This is a genomic window from Veillonella sp. ACP1 (genome assembly GCF_000286635.1).
GTDB lineage: Bacteria > Bacillota > Negativicutes > Veillonellales > Veillonellaceae > Veillonella > Veillonella atypica.
Genome location: NZ_ALKL01000010.1, coordinates 217,426 through 240,398, shown reverse-complemented (window position 1 = coordinate 240,398; position 22,973 = coordinate 217,426). Strand labels below are relative to the sequence as shown.

General features: G+C 37.2%; 19 protein-coding genes. 1 reads left to right on the top strand and 18 read right to left on the bottom strand.

The window, feature by feature from the left end:
- Nucleotides 1-16: 16 nt before the first annotated feature.
- A complete protein-coding gene (gene leuS, locus HMPREF1151_RS04280) occupies nucleotides 17-2,485 on the bottom strand; it encodes a leucine--tRNA ligase (protein ID WP_009661247.1) in 2,469 nt (822 codons plus the stop codon).
- An 80-nt stretch (nucleotides 2,486-2,565) separates the two neighbouring features.
- Nucleotides 2,566-4,185, bottom strand: coding sequence for a glycosyl hydrolase family 18 protein (locus tag HMPREF1151_RS04275; RefSeq protein WP_009661051.1), 1,620 nt, complete (start codon nucleotides 4,183-4,185; stop codon nucleotides 2,566-2,568).
- Nucleotides 4,186-4,316: 131 nt separating this feature from the next.
- Here HMPREF1151_RS04275 and lgt point away from each other — a divergent pair, with 131 nt between their 5' ends.
- Entirely contained in the window at nucleotides 4,317-5,144 is an 828-nt protein-coding gene (gene lgt / locus HMPREF1151_RS04270) for a prolipoprotein diacylglyceryl transferase (RefSeq protein ID WP_038141251.1), read from the top strand.
- A 98-nt stretch (nucleotides 5,145-5,242) separates the two neighbouring features.
- Here lgt and trmFO read toward each other — a convergent pair whose 3' ends face one another.
- From trmFO to HMPREF1151_RS04175, 16 genes are all read right to left on the bottom strand, one after another.
- A complete protein-coding gene (gene trmFO / locus HMPREF1151_RS04265; RefSeq protein WP_009661230.1) occupies nucleotides 5,243-6,559 on the bottom strand; it encodes a methylenetetrahydrofolate--tRNA-(uracil(54)-C(5))-methyltransferase (FADH(2)-oxidizing) TrmFO in 1,317 nt (438 codons plus the stop codon).
- Nucleotides 6,552-8,870, bottom strand: coding sequence for a type I DNA topoisomerase (gene topA, locus HMPREF1151_RS04260; RefSeq protein ID WP_009661275.1), 2,319 nt, complete (start codon nucleotides 8,868-8,870; stop codon nucleotides 6,552-6,554). Before topA ends, trmFO begins: the two co-directional genes overlap by 8 nt.
- The gene (gene dprA / locus HMPREF1151_RS04255; protein ID WP_009661170.1) at nucleotides 8,860-9,996 is read right to left on the bottom strand and encodes a DNA-processing protein DprA; all 1,137 of its coding nucleotides are present in this window, start codon (nucleotides 9,994-9,996) and stop codon (nucleotides 8,860-8,862) included. Before dprA ends, topA begins: the two co-directional genes overlap by 11 nt.
- Complete coding sequence (locus HMPREF1151_RS04250) at nucleotides 9,980-11,551, bottom strand: YifB family Mg chelatase-like AAA ATPase (protein WP_009661103.1); 1,572 nt, start codon at nucleotides 11,549-11,551, stop codon at nucleotides 9,980-9,982. Before HMPREF1151_RS04250 ends, dprA begins: the two co-directional genes overlap by 17 nt.
- A gap of 10 nt (nucleotides 11,552-11,561) precedes the next feature.
- Nucleotides 11,562-11,963, bottom strand: coding sequence for a YraN family protein (locus HMPREF1151_RS04245; protein ID WP_005379862.1), 402 nt, complete (start codon nucleotides 11,961-11,963; stop codon nucleotides 11,562-11,564).
- Between the two features lie 172 nt (nucleotides 11,964-12,135).
- Nucleotides 12,136-12,936, bottom strand: coding sequence for a ribonuclease HII (locus tag HMPREF1151_RS04240; RefSeq protein WP_009661176.1), 801 nt, complete (start codon nucleotides 12,934-12,936; stop codon nucleotides 12,136-12,138).
- Nucleotides 12,929-13,834: a ribosome biogenesis GTPase YlqF gene (gene ylqF, locus HMPREF1151_RS04235; protein ID WP_009661229.1), complete on the bottom strand. Its 906-nt coding sequence runs from the start codon at nucleotides 13,832-13,834 to the stop codon at nucleotides 12,929-12,931. Before ylqF ends, HMPREF1151_RS04240 begins: the two co-directional genes overlap by 8 nt.
- 91 nt (nucleotides 13,835-13,925) lie before the next feature.
- Nucleotides 13,926-14,267 (bottom strand): 50S ribosomal protein L19, encoded by a 342-nt coding sequence (gene rplS / locus HMPREF1151_RS04230; RefSeq protein WP_005377523.1) that lies wholly within the window; start codon nucleotides 14,265-14,267, stop codon nucleotides 13,926-13,928.
- Between the two features lie 170 nt (nucleotides 14,268-14,437).
- On the bottom strand, nucleotides 14,438-14,809 hold the full coding sequence (locus tag HMPREF1151_RS04225) for a MarR family winged helix-turn-helix transcriptional regulator (RefSeq protein ID WP_009661172.1): 372 nt from the start codon (nucleotides 14,807-14,809) through the stop codon (nucleotides 14,438-14,440).
- Between the two features lie 146 nt (nucleotides 14,810-14,955).
- The gene (gene glyS / locus HMPREF1151_RS04220; RefSeq protein ID WP_009661148.1) at nucleotides 14,956-17,007 is read right to left on the bottom strand and encodes a glycine--tRNA ligase subunit beta; all 2,052 of its coding nucleotides are present in this window, start codon (nucleotides 17,005-17,007) and stop codon (nucleotides 14,956-14,958) included.
- 1 nt (nucleotide 17,008) lies between these two features.
- On the bottom strand, nucleotides 17,009-17,884 hold the full coding sequence (gene glyQ / locus HMPREF1151_RS04215) for a glycine--tRNA ligase subunit alpha (RefSeq protein ID WP_005377537.1): 876 nt from the start codon (nucleotides 17,882-17,884) through the stop codon (nucleotides 17,009-17,011).
- Nucleotides 17,885-18,759: 875 nt separating this feature from the next.
- Complete coding sequence (locus HMPREF1151_RS09825) at nucleotides 18,760-19,182, bottom strand: hypothetical protein (RefSeq protein ID WP_038141311.1); 423 nt, start codon at nucleotides 19,180-19,182, stop codon at nucleotides 18,760-18,762.
- A 65-nt stretch (nucleotides 19,183-19,247) separates the two neighbouring features.
- Nucleotides 19,248-19,835 (bottom strand): hypothetical protein, encoded by a 588-nt coding sequence (locus tag HMPREF1151_RS04200; protein WP_038141247.1) that lies wholly within the window; start codon nucleotides 19,833-19,835, stop codon nucleotides 19,248-19,250.
- Between the two features lie 649 nt (nucleotides 19,836-20,484).
- Nucleotides 20,485-20,931 carry a hypothetical protein gene (locus HMPREF1151_RS04190; RefSeq protein WP_009661265.1) on the bottom strand — a complete coding sequence of 149 codons (447 nt, stop codon included), beginning with the start codon at nucleotides 20,929-20,931 and terminating at the stop codon, nucleotides 20,485-20,487.
- A 317-nt stretch (nucleotides 20,932-21,248) separates the two neighbouring features.
- Nucleotides 21,249-22,235: a DUF805 domain-containing protein gene (locus HMPREF1151_RS04180; protein WP_009661314.1), complete on the bottom strand. Its 987-nt coding sequence runs from the start codon at nucleotides 22,233-22,235 to the stop codon at nucleotides 21,249-21,251.
- Nucleotides 22,236-22,520: 285 nt separating this feature from the next.
- Nucleotides 22,521-22,877 carry a hypothetical protein gene (locus tag HMPREF1151_RS04175; RefSeq protein WP_038141243.1) on the bottom strand — a complete coding sequence of 119 codons (357 nt, stop codon included), beginning with the start codon at nucleotides 22,875-22,877 and terminating at the stop codon, nucleotides 22,521-22,523.
- Nucleotides 22,878-22,973 lie beyond the last annotated feature (96 nt).

Genomic DNA, 22,973 nt, shown 5'->3' with positions numbered 1-22,973 from the left:
ATCATATATAGAAATATTATTTTACAACGATATTCACAAGTTTACCTGGTACGTAGATAACCTTAACGATTTGTTTACCTTCTGTAAATTCTTGAACACGGCTGGATTCTTTAGCCAATGCTTCCAATTCTTCTTTCGTAATATTCACAGAAACAGTTAATTTATCGCGAACCTTACCATTAACTTGAAGAACCACTTCTACTTCGTCTACCTCAAGAGCAGATTCTTCGTATGTTGGCCAGTTCATAGTATGAACGGATTCAGTTTCGCCAAGTTCATGCCACAATTCTTCTGTAATATGTGGTACGAATGGAGCTAACAACAACACGAGATTATGTGTTAACTCATTAGCAAGATCAGCATTTACGAATTCTGCTTTGTCCTTGTGTGCATACATAGCATTAACAAGTTCCATAATTGCACTGATTGCCGTATTAAAGTTGAAGTTATTATCTAAATCTTCTGTAACCTTTTTGATAACACGGTGTAATTCGCGGCGTAATGCTACTTCGTCTTTTGTAAGGTCACCCGTATGATTTTCTTTTGCTGCTTGGTCATACGCATCAACAATACGCCATACGCGACCTAAGAAACGATAGGAACCTTCAACACCTTGGTCACTCCAATCAAGATCGCGGTCAACTGGTGCTGCAAACAAGATGAATAAGCGCGCTGTATCAGCACCGTACTTATTGATAATTTCTTCTGGAGAAACCACATTGCCTTTAGATTTAGACATCTTGCTGCCTTCTTTAAGTACCATACCTTGTGTCAAAAGACCACGGAATGGTTCGTTAGCTTCGATGAGGCCTAAATCATGGATAACTTTCACAAAGAAACGAGAGTATAACAAGTGCAAGATAGCATGTTCAATACCACCGATGTATTGGTCAACGTTCATCCAGTAATTAGCAATTTTGGAATCGAATGGTGCTTTATCGTTCAATGCGTCAGTGTAACGCAAGAAGTACCAAGAGGAATCGATGAATGTATCCATAGTATCTGTTTCACGACGCGCAGGGCCACCACATTTAGGGCATTTAGCGTTCATGAAAGCTTCGGATGTTGCCAATGGGGATACTGCACCGGATTCAAATTTAACATCTTCAGGAAGACGTACAGGCAATTCTTCTTCTGGTACGAGTTGTTCACCACATTTTTCGCAATATACAACAGGAATTGGCACGCCCCAATAACGTTGACGAGAGATAAGCCAATCGCGAAGGCGGAAATTAGTTTTACCTTCACCGATACCGCGTTCATGAAGTGCAGCCGTAATATTTTTACGAGCCTCTTCAGATGTTTGACCATCAAATTCACCAGAATTAATCAACACGCCATCTTCGTGGTCAGATTCTTCCCATGTATCGAAATTGTAGTTTTCACCATTGTGAGAAACAACAGGTTTAATAGGCAAATCGTATTTATGAGCAAATTCCCAGTCCCGTTCGTCATGAGCAGGAGAACCCATAACGGCACCAGTACCATAATCTACGAGAACATAGTTAGCAATCCAAATAGGCACTTGTTCACCAGACATAGGATTTACCGCATAGGAACCGGTAAACATACCTTCCTTAGGTGCTTCTGTAGACGTGCGGTCGATGTCGCTCATGTTGCGCATACGCGTGATAAAAGCATCTAAATCAGTTTTGTTAGGTGCATTTTCAATTAAACGTTCTACATATGGATGTTCAGGAGCCAATACAACGTAACTTACGCCGTAGATTGTATCTACACGAGTCGTATATACAGAAATACGTTCATTAATGGATGGCACATCAAAAGAGAATTCTGTACCTTCAGAGCGACCAATCCAATTCTTTTGCATCAATTTAACGCGTTGAGGCCAACCATCGAGTGTATCGAGATCATCTAACAAGCGATCTGCATATTCAGTGATACGAAGGAACCATTGAGATAAATCTTTTTTCTCTACAGGATTATCACAACGCCAGCAAAGACCATCAATAACTTGTTCGTTAGCTAATACAGTGTGGCATGTTTCACACCAGTTAACCTTTGCTTCTTTTTTATAAGCTAACCCTTTTTTATAGAATTGTTCGAAGAACCATTGTGTCCATTTATAGTAATCTTCTTTACATGTGGCAACTTCACGGTCCCAATCATAGGAAAGGCCCAATGCTTTTTGTTGCTTTTTCATATTCTCAATATTATCAAGAGTCCATGTTTTAGGTGCAATACCATGTTTAATAGCTGCATTTTCTGCAGGCATACCAAAGGAATCCCAGCCCATTGGATGCAATACGTTAAAACCATTCATTTTCTTAAAACGCGCTACCACGTCGCCGATGGAATAGTTGCGCACATGACCCATATGCAAATTGCCAGATGGATATGGGAACATTTCTAATGCATAGTATTTCTCTTTACTTTCGTCATATTCAGTTTTAAAAGTATGGTTCTCATCCCAGTACTTTTGCCACTTTTTCTCAATATCTTGGGCTACATATTTTTCGTTCATGTAGGTGCCTCCTCAAATCTGTTTGTGATTCTAATTAATAGTATTATTGTACTACTTCGTACCATAAACAGTCAATTTATCTACTTTTTTACTACTTGAACAGCGGGAACGATAGACGCTATATCATTATCAACCTTTTGCTTTTCATTCACAGTCTTAGCATTCGCTTTTGTACGTTCTTTAGATGCTTTAGCTTCGGCTTTCGCCTTTTCTTTTGCAGCTTTAGCTTCTGCTTTTGCCTTCTCCTTAGCTGCTTTAGCTTCTGCTTTCGCCTTTTCTTTAGCTGCTTTTTCAAGAGCCTTACGTTCAGCCTTTGTTAATGGTTTTTCAACAACAGGCTTAGGAGCTTCAACAACTGGTGCTGTGTTAGGTGTACCTTTACCTAAATCAACGCCTTGAATCATTGTAATCGTATTATCATCTTCAAAGCCTTTACGCCATGCAGCAAAGCCGGCCAATTGTAATTCTTTCACTAGGTTTAATTTATATCCTAAGGATTTATTATCTTCAAACCAAATCTTATCGGTACCACTAGTTGTTGGAATAGCTGCATAATAAGATTTTAACGTATCATTCCAAATAATATTTGATGCGTGATTTGTGAAATAAGATGATTCATTTTTAATGGCCAATGTTTCACCCCGTGCCACACCGCCTGATTCATGCCAAATTCTAGTGTAGAATGGAATGCCAAGAACAAGCTTATGACTTGGTACCTCTTGCAACATCTTCTCAGCATGATCGCGTACCCAAGGATAACTTGCAACCGGTCCTGCCGTAGTACTCTTGGCCCATGTTTCGTCATAAGCCATTAATACGACATAATCTACACTGTTAGCGAAGGACTTACGGTCATATACAAGAGACCAATTTGGACTATTAGAATATCCCGTTACATCTACAGAGGATTGAATATTATACTTATGTAATTCGTCAGCTAAGTATGCTACGAATCTTGTCAATTTATCACGATCAGAATAGTCTACATTTTCAAAGTCAAAATTATATCCATCAAATCCATAAATATAAGCGTATTGAATGAGATTTTGAGCGTATTTCTTCCACACTGCTTCATCGGCTAAGATACCACTCGTAAAATCTGGATCAAAACGATTTGTAATAAGCGGCCACACATGATATCCGTTGGCCTTGTATGCTTTCACATAGTCCACATTAATATTGGGGCTAGATTCTAAGCCAAGGCTATGCAATTTGAACCAACTTGGAGAGATGATGTTATCTCCGCTGACATTCAATTTTTTCGCATACGGCGCATCTTGGTTAGGCCATGGGTCAAAGGCCCAAGATAGAGGTCCTTGGACAGGTTTATTTTGCAATACTTGCATCGTCTCTGGTGCAGCGGTCAATTGAACGTGATCACCATCCTTTGTATAGGTGACACCTATCAACGGTGTTGCATTTTCTACATCAACATATTCGGCACCATCCCGTTTGGTAATCGGTAATTTAACCGGTTCTCCAACGGCTTTAGGATTCATCGTAATGGTTGTACCATTCAGTTCTAGCTGTGGTACATAGATTGTATAAGATGTCTTATATTGATTGGCCTCATAATTACGGTTAGTCGTATTTAAATATTGTTGTAATGGCACCAACACTTCAGCCTGTACAGTATTACCAGAAATACTAGATAATACAGCAGCTGCCAAGGTAGTGACCATAGCAAATTTACGTAACATGTATGTCTCCTATAATTTATGCTGACTAGCTTTTGTTTACATAACAATTCTTATATTATATCATACATATATCGACACTTATAATTTCTATGCTTATAAAAGCATGAACGTTTATTCATAAAGGAGTTCATATGCATCAATATCTATTTTTCATAGGCGATTTCCCGATCAGGGCCTACGGTGTCATGTTAGCACTAGCCATCATTAGCGGTGCCTCTGTAGCCTATTTCTTACTCAAAAAAGACGGTCGTGGATGGCACGATCACATTGTTGATTTCTCTATTACAGTCGCTATAGCAGGTCTTATCGGCGCCCGCTTATGGGATGTATTTTTCTTCGATTGGCATTACTATGGCAATCATCTCCTCGAAATTCCTTTCGTATGGCAAGGCGGCATGGCCATTCAAGGAGGCGTTGTACTCGGTACATTAGCCGGTTATTGGTATCTAAGAAAACATAATATCGATTTCTGGGCCTTTGCCGATATTTTTGCGCCAGCCCTCATTTTAGCTCAATCGGTTGGGCGTATGGCTAACCTGTTTAACGGCGATGCCTTTGGTCATCCTACGGGTGGAAATTTTGGTATTCTCTATCCTGAAAGTACCCTTGCATACCGCACCTATGGTAATCAGCCATTATGGCCAGCTGAAATTTTGGAAGGCCAAATCGATATTCTAATCTTCGTAATCTTACTACTCTTTAGCTCATTCAAACATGCTAAAGGTCAAGTGTTCGTTCTATACGCTATCTTGTATTCCGCAGCGCGATTCTGCTTAGAATTCTTACGCGGTGATTATGTAAACCTCACAATGGGACTTAAATCAGCACAGATGACGAGCCTCATTGTTATGATTGTAGGTATCTGTTTATTTATCTACTTTGGTTATCTAGATAAAAAGCAACAAGATGTGGCTGAAACAGTACCAGAAGCACCACAAAAACAAAAGAAACGTAAATAACAAAATCCTTCATTCACGGATACACAACATCCATGAATGAAGGATTTTTTATATCTATTCAATTATTTTAACGATAGACTATGAGCGACAAGCATCATTTACAGTTGTTCTTGTGCCTTTAATGCGTCAAGTTCTTCTAATGCACGATTGGCAATGAGAGCATTTTTCTCTTTTTTCTTACGAATCCGTTGAGGCCAAGATTCCATAATACCAAAATTAACATTCATAGGTTGGAAATTAGATCCTTCATAGGAAGATATATAGTGGCTCAATGATCCGATAGCCGTCGTTTTAGGGAAGTTGATAAATGCATTATCATCAAGGTATCGTTTTACCTGTAACCCTACCATAAGCCCTGATGCGGCTGATTCAAGATACCCTTCTACACCTGTCATTTGACCAGCAAAGAATAGTCGATGATCAGACTGTAATTGGAATGCATGATTGAGCAATTCTGGAGAATTGATATACGTATTACGATGCATCACACCATACCGAATAAATTCTGCATTTTCAAGGCCAGGAATTAAACCAAACACGCGTTTTTGTTCGCCCCATTTTAAATGAGTTTGGAACCCTACGAGGTTAAACATAGTTCCCTCTTTGTTTTCTTTACGCAATTGCACAACCGCATAGGATTCTTCATTGGTACGCTTATCCACTAAGCCTACTGATTTCAATGGACCATAACGCAATGTATCCTCTCCACGAGATGCCATAATTTCCACAGGCATACAACCTTCAAAATAGATTTCCTTTTCAAAATCCTTAGGCTGTACGGCCTCAGCATGGGTCAATTCGTGCCAGAAGTGTTTATACTCTTCTTCATTCATAGGGCAATTAAGATAATCTGCATCGCCTTTATCGTAGCGAGACGCAGCAAACACCTTATCATAGTTAAGAGACTCTGCGGTCACAATAGGGGCCGCTGCATCATAGAAATAAAAACCCGTATTACCGGTTAATTCTCTAATAGCATTACCTAGTGTTTCAGATGTTAATGGACCAGAAGCAAAGATAACGGTTCCTTCTGTAGGGATAGATGTCACCTCTTCATGATGCACTGTAATATTAGGGTGACTTTTTATCTTATCAGTTACCATAGCACTGAATAGATGACGGTCAACCGCTAAGGCACCACCAGCAGGTACAGCTGTTGCATCTGCACATTCCATAATTAACGAGCCTAATCGACGCATTTCTTCCTTTAGTAGACCAACAGCATTCTCTATATTACCAGCGCGCAAAGAATTACTACAAACTAGTTCAGCAAATTGATCCGTTTGATGAGCCGGAGAACTCTTTACAGGACGCATTTCATATAAATCGACAGCAACGCCACGATTGGCAAGTTGCCACGCTGCTTCAGAACCAGCTAAGCCAGCCCCTATAACAGTAACTCTATTTTCACTCACTCTTTGTATCCTCTTCTTTCTTTACTGAATCATCAGACTTTTTCTTTCTCGTTTTCTTAGGTGGTCTAGTTGGACATGTTTCATTGGAGCAGAATTTCTTCGTCGTACCATTTTTATATGATTTTTCAACGATAATGCTACCACATGTATCGCAGAACTCATGAGTAGGCTTATCCCATAACGTAAAATCGCATTGTGGATAACGATTACAACCATAGAAGATACGACCACGCTTAGATTTCCGTTCTACGATTTCTCCTTCACCGCATTTAGGACAAGCAACACCGGTACCAACCGTAATCGGTTTAGTGTTCTTGCATTCTGGGAAGTTAGAACATGCTAAGAATTTACCATAGCGACCGAATTTATAGACCATAGGATGACCACAAAGCTCACAGGTTTCATCACTTTCCATGGATGCGATTTGAATTTTGTCTACATCGCTAGCATCATCCAATTCTTGCTTAAATATATTGTAAAAATCAGTCAATACCTTCACATACGTATCCTTACCATTAGCGATGGCATCGAGCTCCTCTTCAAGTTCTGCAGTAAACCCAGTGTTGATGATTTTTTCAAAATAGGCCACTAAAAAGTCTACTACTACAAAGCCGAGTTCTGTAGGTATGAATTGTTTATTATTTGTTTCTACATAGTTACGGCTAACGATAGTATCTATAATTGGCGCATAGGTACTTGGGCGACCAATGCCTAATTCTTCCAATGTTTTGATAAGGCTTGCTTCAGAATATCTAGCAGGCGGTTGCGTAAAATGTTGTTCTGGGTCGATAAGTACAGTTTCCACCACATCAGATTTCTTCAACGCTGGTAATTGTGGCGTATCTTCTTTCTTACTATCTTCATAGACTGCACTAAATCCAGGGAATAACACGCGAGAACCAGTTGCCTTAAAGGTATAAGTATCATCAATATCTAGGTCAATGGTAGTGGACTCATTTTGTTGTGATGCCATTTGGCTAGCCATAAAACGATTCCAAATCAGTGTATATAACTTTAGTTCATCGCGATTTACAAATGGTTCTACCATTTTAGGTGTCAATTCAAGAGATGTAGGACGAATGGCTTCATGCGCATCTTGAGCTGATTCCTTCTTACCATATACATTCGGTTTAGCAGGGCAGTAGTCATCGCCATAGGTTCTCTTAATATAGACTCTTGCCTGTTCTTGCATATCTTTGGATATACGTGTAGAGTCTGTACGCATATAGGTAATTAAACCTACGTGACCATAAGAACCGATTTCCAAACCTTCATATAAATGTTGAGCAATCATCATGGTCCGTTTAGCCCCAAAATTAAGCTTACGAACACCATCTTGTTGCAATGTAGATGTGGTAAAAGGCGGAGCTGGTTTACGGCTTCGTTTACTTTTCTTAACAGATGTAACAGTAGCCGTATGGTCCGCAATAGCCTTTTGGATTGCTACTGCATCTGCTTCACATGTAATATCTAGTTTGTCGCCCTTTACATGAGTTAGTTCAGCGGCAAACTCTTCATTGGTTTTCGTCTTAAATTGTCCTTCAATAGACCAATATTCTTGAGGTACAAAAGCTTGTATTTCACGTTCTCGTTCGCAAATGAGACGTACAGCTACGGATTGAACACGACCAGCGCTCAAACCTTTGCAAACCTTTTTCCATAATAGAGGGCTTAATTTATACCCTACAATGCGGTCTAGTACACGACGTGCTTGCTGTGCGTCAACCATGTTCATATCCACAGTACGTGGATGCTCTAAGGCCTCTGCAACAGCAGTTTTCGTAATTTCATTAAAAGTAATACGACAATTAGATGTGATATCTACGTTTAGAATGTACGCTAAATGCCAGGAAATAGCTTCCCCTTCGCGGTCCGGGTCAGTTGCGAGCAATACGGCGCTACTTTCATCGGCATGGGCCACCAAATCGTCAATCACCTTTTTACGTGCTACCAGATTACTATATCGTGGGGTAAAGTTATGATCAATGTCGATACCCATTTGAGATTTAGGCAAATCCCGAAGATGGCCCATACTGGCTTTCACAATATAATTAGGGCCTAAAAATTTCTCGATAGTCTTAGATTTAGCCGGTGATTCCACAATGACAAGGATTTTACCATCCGGATTATATACGCGAGGTTTTCGTTGCTCTGGCGGCATCGATGTTGCAACAATCGATTTGTCGCGTACAATACCAACTGGTGTCAACGCTTCTTTTGCTACCTTTTTATTAATCGTAGTCTTTTTCTTTTTTGTTTCTTGTTTTGGTTCTTTCGGTTCCCCAATAACGATAGATCGTTTAATGGACAAGTACATCACTCCCGATTATGTTAATATAGCCCTTAGAATGAACCTTCTCAATCATATGTTTCATTTCAAGGTCTAATAAAATACTTTGTAATCGTTGTAATGGAATGTGTGTTTTCTTGATTAAATCGCCTACACTAATACATTGATCGGTAGGAATTGTACTCAACACGACCTCCCATTCCACCTTAAAGCTTAACACATCGGACCCTTGCGTATCAACTACACGGGGCTTTAACTCATAATCCTCGATTATATCTTGTGCTTTCGTTAATATATTAGCCCCTTGGCGCATGAGCCAGTGATTGCCCTCCGCTACATTGCTTAAAATACTGCCAGGCACCACATAGATTTCACGGCCTTCATTGGCGGCCATATCAGCCGTTATCAGAGACCCACTGCTCGCCTTGGCCTCTACTACGATGATGATTTGTGAAAGTCCACTAATAATGCGATTCCTTGCGGGAAAATGGACACCTGACGGCGGTGTACCAGGAGGATATTCTGATACTAATAAACCATTGTTCTTAAGAACGGCATCAAATAACCGTTTATTCTCCGGCGGATATACAATATCTAAACCGCATCCCATAACAACGATCACTTGTCCCTTTGCCGCTAAAGCACCTTCATGGCTATGACTATCTATACCCCGTGCACCACCGCTGACTATGGCTACATTATACGCAGCTAGTTCCTTACCTATCCGCAGTGCCACATTACGACCATAATCGGAACATTTTCGAGCTCCTACCATGGCAATTTTCATCGTTTCATCATCTAAAAGCGATACATTTCCTCTCACAAATATGACGGCTGGCGGATTGTATATCTCTTGCAAATGCCCAGGAAATAATACGTCAAGGTACGTAATATATTCTATATGCCAGTTCTTAAGAGCCTTATAGATAGTCTGTAATCGTTCGTCGGTCGCCTCTTTCTCGATTTGTCTATATTTTGTGGACGGAATGCCTAGTATTGTCGATAGGTTCTTACGATTTTGTAAAGCGCACCATGCCTCATAAGGTCCTCCAAACTTTTCGATTAAATCACGTATCGTTGCCGCTCCTAGTGAAGAAATACTCTGCATGGCGGCAATGTAAAAATTACTTTCATACTGTTGCTCCATCATGAACTCCTATCCTCGACACATGATATGGAATGTGCCGATACATCATAGCTTCTGAAATATGTTCGTTTTCTATATATAAGGACCCATCTAAATCTGCAATGGTTCGACTCACCTTTAGCAATCGATCAAAGCTACGCCCTGTAAAATGAAATCGTTCATATACGTCTCCTAACAAGCCCCAGCAATCATCGCGTATATTACAAAGTTCACGAATAGCACCATGTGGCAAGGCACCATTTGACTTAAATGGTTGGTCTTGAAAACGTTCTAATTGCATCTGGCGCCCTTGCTCCACGAGTTGTTTCATATCTGCACTGCTCATAGAATCAGAATCCATACATAACATATCGTTAAAACTAGGTCTCTCTACAAGGATGAATAGATCTATGCGGTCCAATATAGGTCCAGATATTTTATGCTGATATCTTTCTAATTCTGTAGAGCTACAAACACACTCCTTATGAGGGTCCCCATAATACCCACAAGGACATGGATTAGCGGCGAGTATACATATAAAATCTGCTGGATAGTCATAACTATTTTGTAACCGATTCACAGTAATCATATGAGATTCTAATGGTTGTCGTAACGCATCTAATACATAGCGCGGAAATTCTGGTGCTTCATCAATAAATAGCACCCCTTTATGGGCTAATGTAATTTCTCCCGGTTTTGCATTACTACCGCCCCCTATAATGCTCGCCAAGGTCGCTGTATGGTGAGGACATCTAAATGGTCGCCTAGCAATCAGCGTATTCTTTTCGAGCAATCCTGCCACATCATGAATACGTGTTGTTTCGAGCCGTTCTTCCCAACTCAGAGGCGGTAAAATAGTTGGTAATCGTTCTGCTAGCATCGTCTTACCAGATCCAGGCGGACCTATCATCATCACGTGGTGAACACCTGAAGCAGCAATAACCATGGCTCTTTTTCCTAGTTCTTGCCCTTGCACATCCTTGTAATCAATGAGGCTGTTAACCGCGTCATCACAATCGTCATCAACAGTGTCTACACGATATTCATCCGGTCGTATTACAAGTTTCACAATATTCGCCAATGTATGTGCACCATAGGATGTAATTGCTTCTATATTGTGCAGCAATGATACATTATCTGTACTTGTAAAGATCGTAAGAATCTTCTCATCAAGTGCTTTTATAGCCATACTAAGAATGCCTTGTGTCTTTTTAAGACTGCCATCTAAGGATAATTCGCCTATAAACAGAGTTGATTGTAATAATTTTGTTAGTTTAGGTTTGCGTAATCTAATTTGACCTGATGCGGCTAATACGCCTATGGCTATGGGCAAATCTAATCCGGAACTACTTTTTCTGACCTCTGCAGGCCCTAAATTGACGACGATGCGTCGCATAGGAAAATCAAATCCACTATTTTTAATGGCCGCCCGTACGCGTTCTCTCGATTCTTTTACAGCTTGATTCGGGAGTCCCACGATGTCGAAAACAGGTAGTCCTTGGGATATGTCCACCTCTACTGTTACAACGACGCCATCTAAACCATCTATGGTAGCACCATAGACCTTTGCATACATAATGGGCCTCCTACATGAAACACTGAGGCATATAGTGTACAGTGGCCTTAAAATCTTCATGTACATATACCTCAACTACATCAAAGGATAGTTCTTTCCATTTGCGGTTCTGGGCCCGCAAATCCCGTATAAAATACATGGCTGCCTGCTTAATATGCTTTTGTTTACGTTTTGAAACAGCCTCCCGTGGCAATCCATGGGTGACACCACGACGCGCCTTAATTTCAATAAAGTGATAGGTCAGCCCATTTTTGGCGATAATATCGATTTCACCAACCTTTGTTTTGTAATTGGTCGTTACAATTTTCAATCCTTGTTGCTCAATATACTGTCGAGCAATATCTTCTCCCCAATTACCAAGAGCTTTTGCATCTAATAGGTTACAATTTTGTTCACAATTCATCGTATTCATGGTTACCTCCTTATGTATATAGATGCTTTCGAATACTTATATATACAACATAAGACGGTCTGACCATGAATGTAAATAGAAAAGAGGTTCCTAATAGTCACCTAGGTGACCAATAGGAACCTCTTTTCTATAGATTTTTCATTTCTATCTCATAATCGAGTGTGTTATCTATTTAATTTTCTTCTCGATGCCATCCAACGATGGATTTAATTGGTTCGAAGCTCTTTCTATGCAATGGTGTCACGCCTTGTTGCTCCACAGCTTCTTTATGAAGTTCTGTATAATATCCCTTATGGATACCAAAACCATAGCCAGGATACTCTTCATCGAGGCTCTTCATATATCGATCCCGCGTAACCTTTGCAATGATAGATGCTGCTGCAATATTAGCACTTTTGCTATCACCTTTGATGATAGATTCAACAGGAATTGTTAAATCAGGTAATTTCATGGCATCAGCTACGACAGCCTCTGCAGGTACATCAAGGGTGCGAATAGCCTCATACATCGCTTGACGTGTAGCCTCATAAATATTGAGCTCATCAATTTTTTCTGGACCGCAAGAAATACAGCTAACCGCAACAGCTTCCTCCATGATGATGTCATACAATGCTTCACGTTTCTCTTCAGTTAACTTTTTAGAATCATTAAGGCCTGGAATTAATGTCATAGGAGGTAAAATGACCGCAGCTACGGTAACAGGGCCTGCAATAGGCCCACGCCCTACCTCATCGACGCCAGCCACATGATATAGCCCTTCATCATAGAACATGCCTTCATAGTCGTACATGCCCATCAAACGTTGTTGTTCTTTTAGCTCTTTTTCTTGACGTTTAATATAGGAGGCTGCTAATTTTTGAACGGAACTACGAGTATCCTCTTGTGCTAATGGTAAAATTTCCAGAGCTTGTTCCGTTTCAAAAAGGGCCTTAATATCGGCTACCTTTAACTTAGTGAATATCTCCTTATCCATTATGTGTATCCTCACCATCTTCTGGATAATACGGTTCTTCATCAACTTGATCTAGTGTAATTGTACCAAGCTTTGTATTGCGATAGTCTTGCAAAATAATGCGGCGCGCCTTATCAAGGTCTACAACACCACCGCTGACAAGACAGCCTCGACGACGACCAATGCTTTCAAGAATTGTATCCACATCGGCCATCTCTTCTTCTTTTAATTTGTAGCGTTCAATCAAGATATTAGGTGTATTCGTCAATAGATGGTTTAACAATTGCTTAATTACGTGCTCTAAATCATATACATCATCAGAAATGGCACCTGTCATAGCAAGACGAGCAGCAGCCCGTTGGTCCTCTAATTTAGGCCATAATACGCCTGGCGTATCAAGCAATTCCATATTCTTACCAATTTTAACCCATTGTTGACCACGCGTATGACCTGCCTTGTTAGCCGTACGGGTTGCTGCAGAACCAGCCAAGGAATTAATCAATGTAGATTTGCCTACATTAGGAATGCCTAAGATGATGGTACGTATAGAACGACTACGAATCCCCTTTGCTACCCAACGATCAATGATAGGTTTACTGAGACGTTCTACAGTAGATACTAATTTCTTATTACCCTTACCAGACTTGGAATCGATGGCTAATACAGTAATGCCTTGTTGCGTAAAGAATTCTGTCCATTCCTTCGTTGCTTTTGGATCTGCTAAATCTACCTTATTTAACAGTACAATATGCGGTTTTTGACCAACTAACTCTAGGATAACTGGGTTCGCACTAGAGCGGGGAATACGCGCATCTAATAACTCGATAACAACGTCTACTTTTTTGATGTACTCCGTTATCATACGCGTCGCTTTCGCCATATGCCCAGGGAACCAATGTACGATAGGTGAATCTGCCATAATGTCTCCTTTCTATCTATCTTGTATAAATGTATGTATATCTATATTTTAGCAAAAATAAAAGGCTGCCAACGGCAGCCTTTTAAGAACATTAGCGTTTTTCGCGAATACGAGCAGCTTTACCAGTAAGGTTACGTAAGTAGTACAATTTAGCACGACGAACAACACCACGGCGCATAACTTCGATTTTAGCTAAGCGTGGGCTGTGAAGTGGGAATGTACGTTCTACACCTACACCGGATGCAATACGACGAACTGTGAAAGTTTCACGTACGCCACCGTTTTGACGTTTAATTACCAAGCCTTCGAATACTTGGATACGTTCACGGCTACCTTCCACTACTTTTACGTGTACGCGTACTGTATCTCCAGCACGGAAAGTAGGGATGTCTGTACGAAGTTGTTCTTGTTCGAGTACGTTAATAATGTTCATTGTTTCCTCCTGTTTGCAGACATTCAATACCTACACCTTATAGGCAGCGGACTGTCTCAAATTAACAGTAATATATTATCACAAGTCAATGTACAATGCAAGAGGTTACACACTATATCTTGTATAGATTTATATACCCATTTCACCACAACTATATACAAGTATATAGCTTAATCAATGCGGCCTAATAGGTCATACAGATCTTGTCGGTCCTCTGACGATAATCGTCTAAACCGATGAGCTAACTGCTGTTCCCTATGTTCAACTAAACTATGTGCTTCTTCTTTCCCTGCATCGGTTAGTGTTACAACAGTTGTCCGCTTATCCATCGTATCGATGGTCTTTTCTACAAACCCCAATTGTATGAGTACATCCAGTTGCTCTGATACGGTAGCTGGACGAATCTGTAAACTATCCACTAATACACGTTGGCTCGTTCCCTTACCGATTGTATATAATTCCATAAGTATTCTATAACGTGAACCTTCACGCTTAGCCGTCACATTACGGAGGGCATTGAATAATTCAACATTTGTAATCATAATGACATCTCCTTACAACTTTGTATACTTTATGTATTCGACATAGATGCCAAAATTCCTGCATAAAGAAAAGGCAACCACAGTTGCCTTTCCTCAGTTTCACATAGTTAAGACAAATGTAATTTCCTAACTATATAAAATATATGTTATTTTAATGCACTAATATCGCCGATAATAGCCATCACGCTATATGCCAAACGAACAAGTTGTAAACGGTTAGCTTTAATAGCTTCATCTTTGTCCATAACCATAACATCTTCAAAGAATTTGTTGATGGCAGGCACCAATGTAGCAGGTACTGCCACAACAGCGTCATAGTCATTTTTATCCCATGCATCGATACTTGCTTCAGATGCTTTTGTAGCCGCTTCATACAAGGCACGTTCTGCATCTTCTTTCAATAGGCTTTCATCAACACCAGTATATGTTACATCTTTCACAAGATTATACATGCGTGTGAAAGCTTGTACTAATTCAACATTTTCATCAATGCGGTTAGCCAAGAGAGCTTTCACAAGACCTTCAGCATCAGCAACGGACAATTCATTGTTAGATAACAACAAGTCGATTACGTGATGAGGCACTTCACGATCAAGGAAGATATTTTTCAAACGCAATGTAATGAATTCTTCTACTTGGCCAAGCAATTCATCTTGTTTATCTGTAGGTACATTGAGAAGATTCATAGATTCCACGATGATTGGGCGCAAGGAAATATTCCATTCGCTGTTAAGCAATATGTTCAAGATCCCGATTGTTTGACGGCGTAATGCATATGGGTCTTGAGAACCTGTAGGAATCAAACCACGGCTAAATGTTGCAACGATGTTATCGATTTTGTCGATAATGGACAACACTTTACCAGCTTCTGTTTGAGGCAATACGTCGCCTGCAAAACGAGGTAAGTATTGTTCAAAAATAGCTTCCGCTACTTCTGGAGATTCACCGTCAAGTAACGCATATTCTTTACCCATTACACCTTGTAATTCAGTAAATTCTGTAACCATACCTGTTGTAAGGTCTGTTTTGGCAAGTTCAGTAGCACGTTCTAATACGACGCGCGCATCTTCGTGTAGTTCACATTCTTCACTGAACACACGGCCTAATGTTAACAAACGTTCAGTTTTATCTGCTAAGTTACCAAGACCTTCTTGGAATACGATTTTAGTCAAACCATCTTGACGGTCGATAAGAGGTTTCTTGCGGTCTTCATTGAAGAAGAATTTTGCATCATCAAGACGTGCGCGCAATACACGTTCATTACCAGCTTGAACTACTTCGATGGAATGGTCGGAGCCGTTACGAACTGTTAAGAACATTGGCAATAATTTACCATCTTGGTCAACTAATGGGAAATAACGTTGATGGTCTTTCATTGGTGTAATGATGGCTGCATCTGGAAGTGCCAAGTAAGACTCTTCAAAGCCACCACACAATGCTGTAGGCCATTCAACAAGATAGTTAATTTCTTCTAATAAATCATCATCCCAAACGATAGATGCATTTTTAGAAGCTGCAATATCATGTAATTGTTTAGAGATCAATTCACGACGCGCGTCTTGATCAACCATAACAAAGTTTTCTTTTAATGTGTCTACATAGGATGCTGCATTTTTGATAGTGATTTCATCAGCACCTAAGAAGCGATGACCACGTGTTACATTACCAGATTTTACAGTAGCAAATTCTACAGGAATTACCTCTTCATCAAGTAATGCTACAAGCCAACGTACAGGACGTACAAACTTAGCATCTAAATTGCCCCAATGCATGGATTTAGGGAAGTTAAGACCTGTAATCAATTGTGGCAACATGTCTGTGACGATATCTTTTGCAGGTACGCCTGCAGTTTTTGTTTCAGCATAGATATAACCGTCTTCTACAACGAGATCAGCTACATCAAGACCTTTACCACGGGCAAAGCCGATAGCTGCTTTTGTAGCATTGCCGTCAGCATCATAGGCGATGGATGCAGAAGGGCCTTTGTGACGTTCGCTGATTTCAGCAGATGTGTCAGCGAGACCTTTCACGATAAGAGCTAACCGACGTGGTGTGCCGTATGTTGCGATGCTTTCAAAAGGAAGATGGGCATCATTTAATTTTGTTTCAGCCAATGTTTTCAATTGACCTAAGATATTTGGCATAAAGCCGGCAGGAATTTCTTCTGCACCGATTTCAAATAATAAATCCTTTGCCATCTTATTTATCTCCTTTCAAAAGTGGGAATCCTAATTCTTCGCGTTTAGCAAGATATTGTTGTGCACAAATACGAGCCAATGCACGTACGCGGCCGATGAAAGCAGTACGTTCGCTGATGGAAATAGCACCACGGGAATCAAGCAAGTTGAATGTGTGGGAACATTTCAAAACATAATCGTAAGCTGGTAATACATAACCGGCGCCGCAAACTCGTTTTGCTTCTGCTTCATACATATCAAATAATTTGAAAAGCATATCTGTATCAGCTAATTCAAAGTTGTAAACGGATTGTTCAACTTCGTTGGCATGCCAAACATCACCGTATGTAACATTTTCATTCCATTTAAGATCATATACGTTTTCTACGCCTTGAATGTACATAGCCAAACGTTCTAAACCGTATGTAATTTCTACAGAAACTGGTTTACAGTCGATGGAACCAACTTGTTGGAAATATGTGAACTGAGTTACTTCCATACCGTCGAGCCATACTTCCCAGCCAAGACCCCAAGCACCCAATGTTGGAGATTCCCAGTTATCCTCTACGAAACGGATATCGTGATCTTCAGCATGAATACCAAGAGTTGCCAAGGATTGTAAGTACAATTCTTGGATATTATCTGGAGATGGTTTCACGATAACTTGGAATTGATGATGTTGGAACAAACGGTTAGGGTTATCACCATAACGACCATCTGCTGGACGACGAGAAGGTTCTACATAACATACAGCCCATGGTTCAGGACCAATAGCATGCAAGAATGTAGCAGGATTCATTGTACCTGCGCCCTTTTCGATGTCATATGGATTTTGAACGATACAACCTTGTTCACTCCAAAACTTTTGTAGATTTAGTATAATCTCTTGAAATGTCATTGCTGCCTCCACTTTACACAACCGACATAAAATCAACCATTTCGTTACAAACAAAAAAGTCCCTGTAACGAAAAACGTTACAGGGACGAGTATACCCGCGGTTCCACCCTATTTGGCTTGCGCCCTCTTTTTTCTATGTTGGCCTTTACTAACAGATACCTGCGTTCCTGCCAATGCTCTACAGCGCCTTCAACCAAATGTGAGCTTACACCATCCTCACTCGCTAGAGAGGTTTACTACTCTGCTTCATCGCATATATTATACACAATATTGTAGCAATATAGAGGGAAGAATGTCAAACTAATATTTTATACACGTAAAGCTAGTTTCAATATAATAAAAAATATTGAGAAGCAGACAAAAGATGTTAAGTAAAAATCATAGTGAATTGCACTTCCTGTTAAAATATCATCTATTATTCCATATAAAATATAAAGTATAGCTAATACTGCAAATCCATATACTATTAATCGTCGCATTATATTTTCCTTTCAATGATTTATTTAATACCTATAAAATCTCAGATCAAATCTATTTTAGATATAAAATTTCATTTTAAGTCAAAAGTTTATACTCTTAGAACACGTTTTAGTATACCAAAGAATATTAACCAACAAACAAAGAATGCTCCATAAAAATCATAGTGAATTTCGGCACCGGTCATATAATCATAAGCAATACTATATATTATTGAAATTAAGATAAATAATGCAAATGCATAGAAAAAGAATTTTTTTACAACAGCCATTTTAATAATTTCCTTATATAAAAAATTAAATTCACTTAAAAAAATCAAATAAGAGTCCAATCATGCTATATATAAGTAATTCATGTGAGTAAACACAGATATAAATTAATGGGCATCAGTAATGCGGTTACTTTACATATAAAGATTTAAGAATCCAAAGAATTATAGAGCCTCCAGCAATCAATCGTTCCCAATTATTCATATCCGCATAGAAGATAATCCATATCAAAAATAGAATATAAATTATTAACCATATATAGTCATATAGTGAATAGGATCCAAATGAAAGTCTAAAAGCAGAATTATTAAGTTCATCTTCTTTCACAATTTTATCTATCCATCCTACTAAGAACCATAAACAGAAATAAAATGTAGAGTGTCCTTTATTGATATATTTTCGATATATTAAAACAAAAAGTTTTCTATGACAAATGAGAGGCCACATAAGTATTACTACTATAATAGTACATACTAGTGTTGCCTGTGGGACCGCAATAATACCATCAATAGGTATAGCATTTATTGCATTTAATGTCCATGCAACTATCATAAATAAAGAACACCATAATCTATACCTAATCAGACTTATGAAATTACGTTTCTGTTTATATACATTCATTTATTTATCCTATCCGTAATGGATATTTCTTTTCTATAAAAGTATCTTAAATCTAAATCTTTATTTATCCAAAATTTAGATATCTGACTTCTAATAAGCCAAAAATCTTCCTTACAAATTATACTTTTATCAATAAGACTTAAATTGCCTTGAATGGCATCCCAAGCAATAATATAGTAATCATGACCAGAAATAGTAATTTTTATGGCTATATCAATACTATTTATTTCATCTGAATAAAATGTGGTAAATTCATCATTAACAATAATAATCTGTTCTATGATTCCATTAATATTATTTGATACTATTTGATGGTAATCTGTATCTTCATTCATTTTAATACAACGTATTATTTCAAAATTAGGGTATTCATCATACTCTTCAGTTTCTATATAGTCATTAACAATCTCAATGTATGAATCCTGAATTTGTAAATATATCACTACATCATTATTTTCATCTAAATTTTTTTGACTTCTATCTGGAGTAAATCCAAATAATTTTTGAGAAAAAATATTATCTACATGTTGATTCATTATACCTGCAAGTATATCTAAACTGTTTTTATTTATATGATTAATCATAATTCCTACACTACTCTATTTCTTAACGATGTTTAACTATTCAATATCTCTTTTTTAATCAATTTTCCTTATGATTCTACGGCCCGAACATTTTATCTAACCTATTATTTACTATTCTTTATTCGCTTATGTTACCTTTAACCATATAATAAAATCAAAATTGTACATTTCTATATCATCATTTTTGTACCTTCTCACAATATCATTTCCATATTCACAAGGTACTCATCATATATGAATGATCTTATCTCCCAATCTTATAAATATGAAATTACACATAAAATAAAATGGCCATTAAAAATAATAATATGGTAAACAAAGAAAATAAGTAATAAATCCATTTATTATCACTATTTTTAAATATTAGTGAAAACAGGTAAGCACTAAATGATAATAACAAAAACTCAATTAGATACTTAAATTGTTTATTTATAAAATCTAAAAACTTGAAGTCCGTAAAAAATACAAATAAAAATATACCCAAACTAATAAGTCTATATAATTCATTTTTATCTTTATTAGATCTTCGTATATATTGGACTACACTATAGGCAAAGAGTAAAAACAAGAATGTAGTAGAAACATAATATATTAATTTCATTTATTATACTCTCCTTGTCCTTTAAGCTTTTCATTTATCTAAATATCTTTATGCTTTACTCTTAGCAAATATCATATACAGATGAGCACCAATAATTAGATACGATACTTCATCAATATAGTTAGAAACTATTCCCACAACAATAAGAAAAATTGGATAACTCCATGCTGGTATAGATGAAATAGATTGTATACGTCTCATACCAGCTAAAAAGTACCAGGAGATACAAAATATACCAAGTAAACATATCAAAATATAATATATCAAATAAGAACCATAACTGATGTTCTCTATAGCATTAAGTTTACTAAATAAAAAGATATCAAGATAAAATCCTATTATGGACATAAAACTATACGCAAAAAAATTACCACCACTCAATCGAATTGAATAGTCAAATCCTTTTATATGAAACTTATATCCTAATATAATACAAAAAAAAGAAAATACTGGTATAATCCACCAAGTATAACTTACTAAAAAATCATGTAACACTATTCTTTCTCCTTTTTATATTGCTCATGCCTAATGTAGAGTGTAATAAATAGACTAATAATGAGTACAGGAAAAATCATCTGACTCATTGTTTTTGTATGATGATCTATTAAAATCAAAATAATTTTTAATAACGAAGATACTATAAGTAGAATTGGGCTTAACACAAATAAAAATTTATTTCGGATTATTTGTCTTCCTAATAATGTTTGTACCGCGACCACACAAAAGTAACCTAGATAAATTAATTTACTCATTTTCCTCACTTATATAATATTAATTAGATTACTTATAAACTTTATACATTGAATATAAATTTAAACCTCCTCAATACCTATAATAGAGGGTTTAAAAAGAATTAAATATAAAACATATATGTTTACATAAGGTATCCATAATCCCAATAGCCATAACGCACTTGCTCCAGAGTCATGTAATCGTCTAATAATCATACATATGTTAGCCAATAGTAACCAATAATAAAAAATATATGCTATATAATCGTGCCACATATGAGATACAAATTGACTTTGAATCATGGTACTTATAATTTGATTTAACAAAGCAATAGTTATGATAAATATAATATTACACCATATAATCTTTGAGCGACTTTGCCTACCTTTGATATTCAACATATCGGTAATAAATGTTTTTTTCATCACCTTAAAAATGTCATTTAATCCAATATATTCAATAGTTGATTCATCTAATTTCCTATATTCAATGAGATCGTGATATATAATCTTATGATTGCCTATTAAAGCACCATAACTAGCTAAACCATATTTTAAGTTTCTTGGAATATGCTTGAGTAAAATAAACAAAAAAGCTAGTAACATGATTCGTATTGACATCCAAAAATATAGAGAAAATTCAAATGTAACCGAATTTAAACCTGTAGTAAAAACACGATAAATATATATACCGCCAAAGAATATTAAAGCAAAAGCAAAACAATAACTAACAAGTTTTCCACCTGTATGTAAATCACTATCATTAAAACGATACTGTATTAATCTTGACATTCCTATAGCGCAAATAAGCAACTGTAAACTTGCTAATATAATATATTCAGATTCAGTAATCCTTAAATCACTTATTATAAACAAATCAAAATTTTGAAACTCTAATCTAATTATTCCTTCGCTTAAGGCTGCTAATAAATAGCCCATTATATATAACGTATAAAATATAAATAATAATAAAGCTATAGTATATTCAATTTTATTTAAACGAATATTATGCTTAAGCATTATCAAATTTTGCTTTAAAATATAATACTCATCCTGTATATAGCTCATATACCCTTCTCTCTTAATCTAGTAAAGTTTGTAATTTATTAATCTTATATTTATATCACATTATATAAAAATATTAATAAATTTTAAACCACCTATCAAAGATTACAAATCATCTTTAATAGGTGGTTCATTTTATTTCCCCTTAGCGATACGATCTAAGAGTTCAATATGTTAATGTAAATTACGCTTTCACCACAACAGATACATCGTCAGGAAAAGCACGGTCTGTTTCATGAGCCTGTTCTATATCACCCGCAAAAGCATTGATAATATGTTTTTCAGCATCTAAAATAAGAATACAAAAGCTAATCCACCAGCCATTATTCCAATACCACTAAGATAAAGTAGTCCACCTTTTAAAATTTCTCGACGTCTTTCTGGAGTTTCTGCCGTTTTATATAAATATATGAAAAGACATAGAAAAGATATATCCATAAGAACTAGGATAACTGACGATATATAAAAACATAGCTTAAATGGAATATAACCATATTCGTATAATTTACTTACTATAATTCCAGGAATCCCGAAGATAAGCAATATACTAATAATCAAAAAAGCATCTTTCCATTTATTCCTATAAGACTTTATTAATTGATAAAATAACAATCCCATAAAAAAATATAACAATAAATCACTCATTTAATTATTCCCTCACCTATCATTCTTCTTCTTATTATTATTTTCATTATCTTTTATAATATCTTTTACTCCAGTAGAAACTGCTTTTTGAATCTG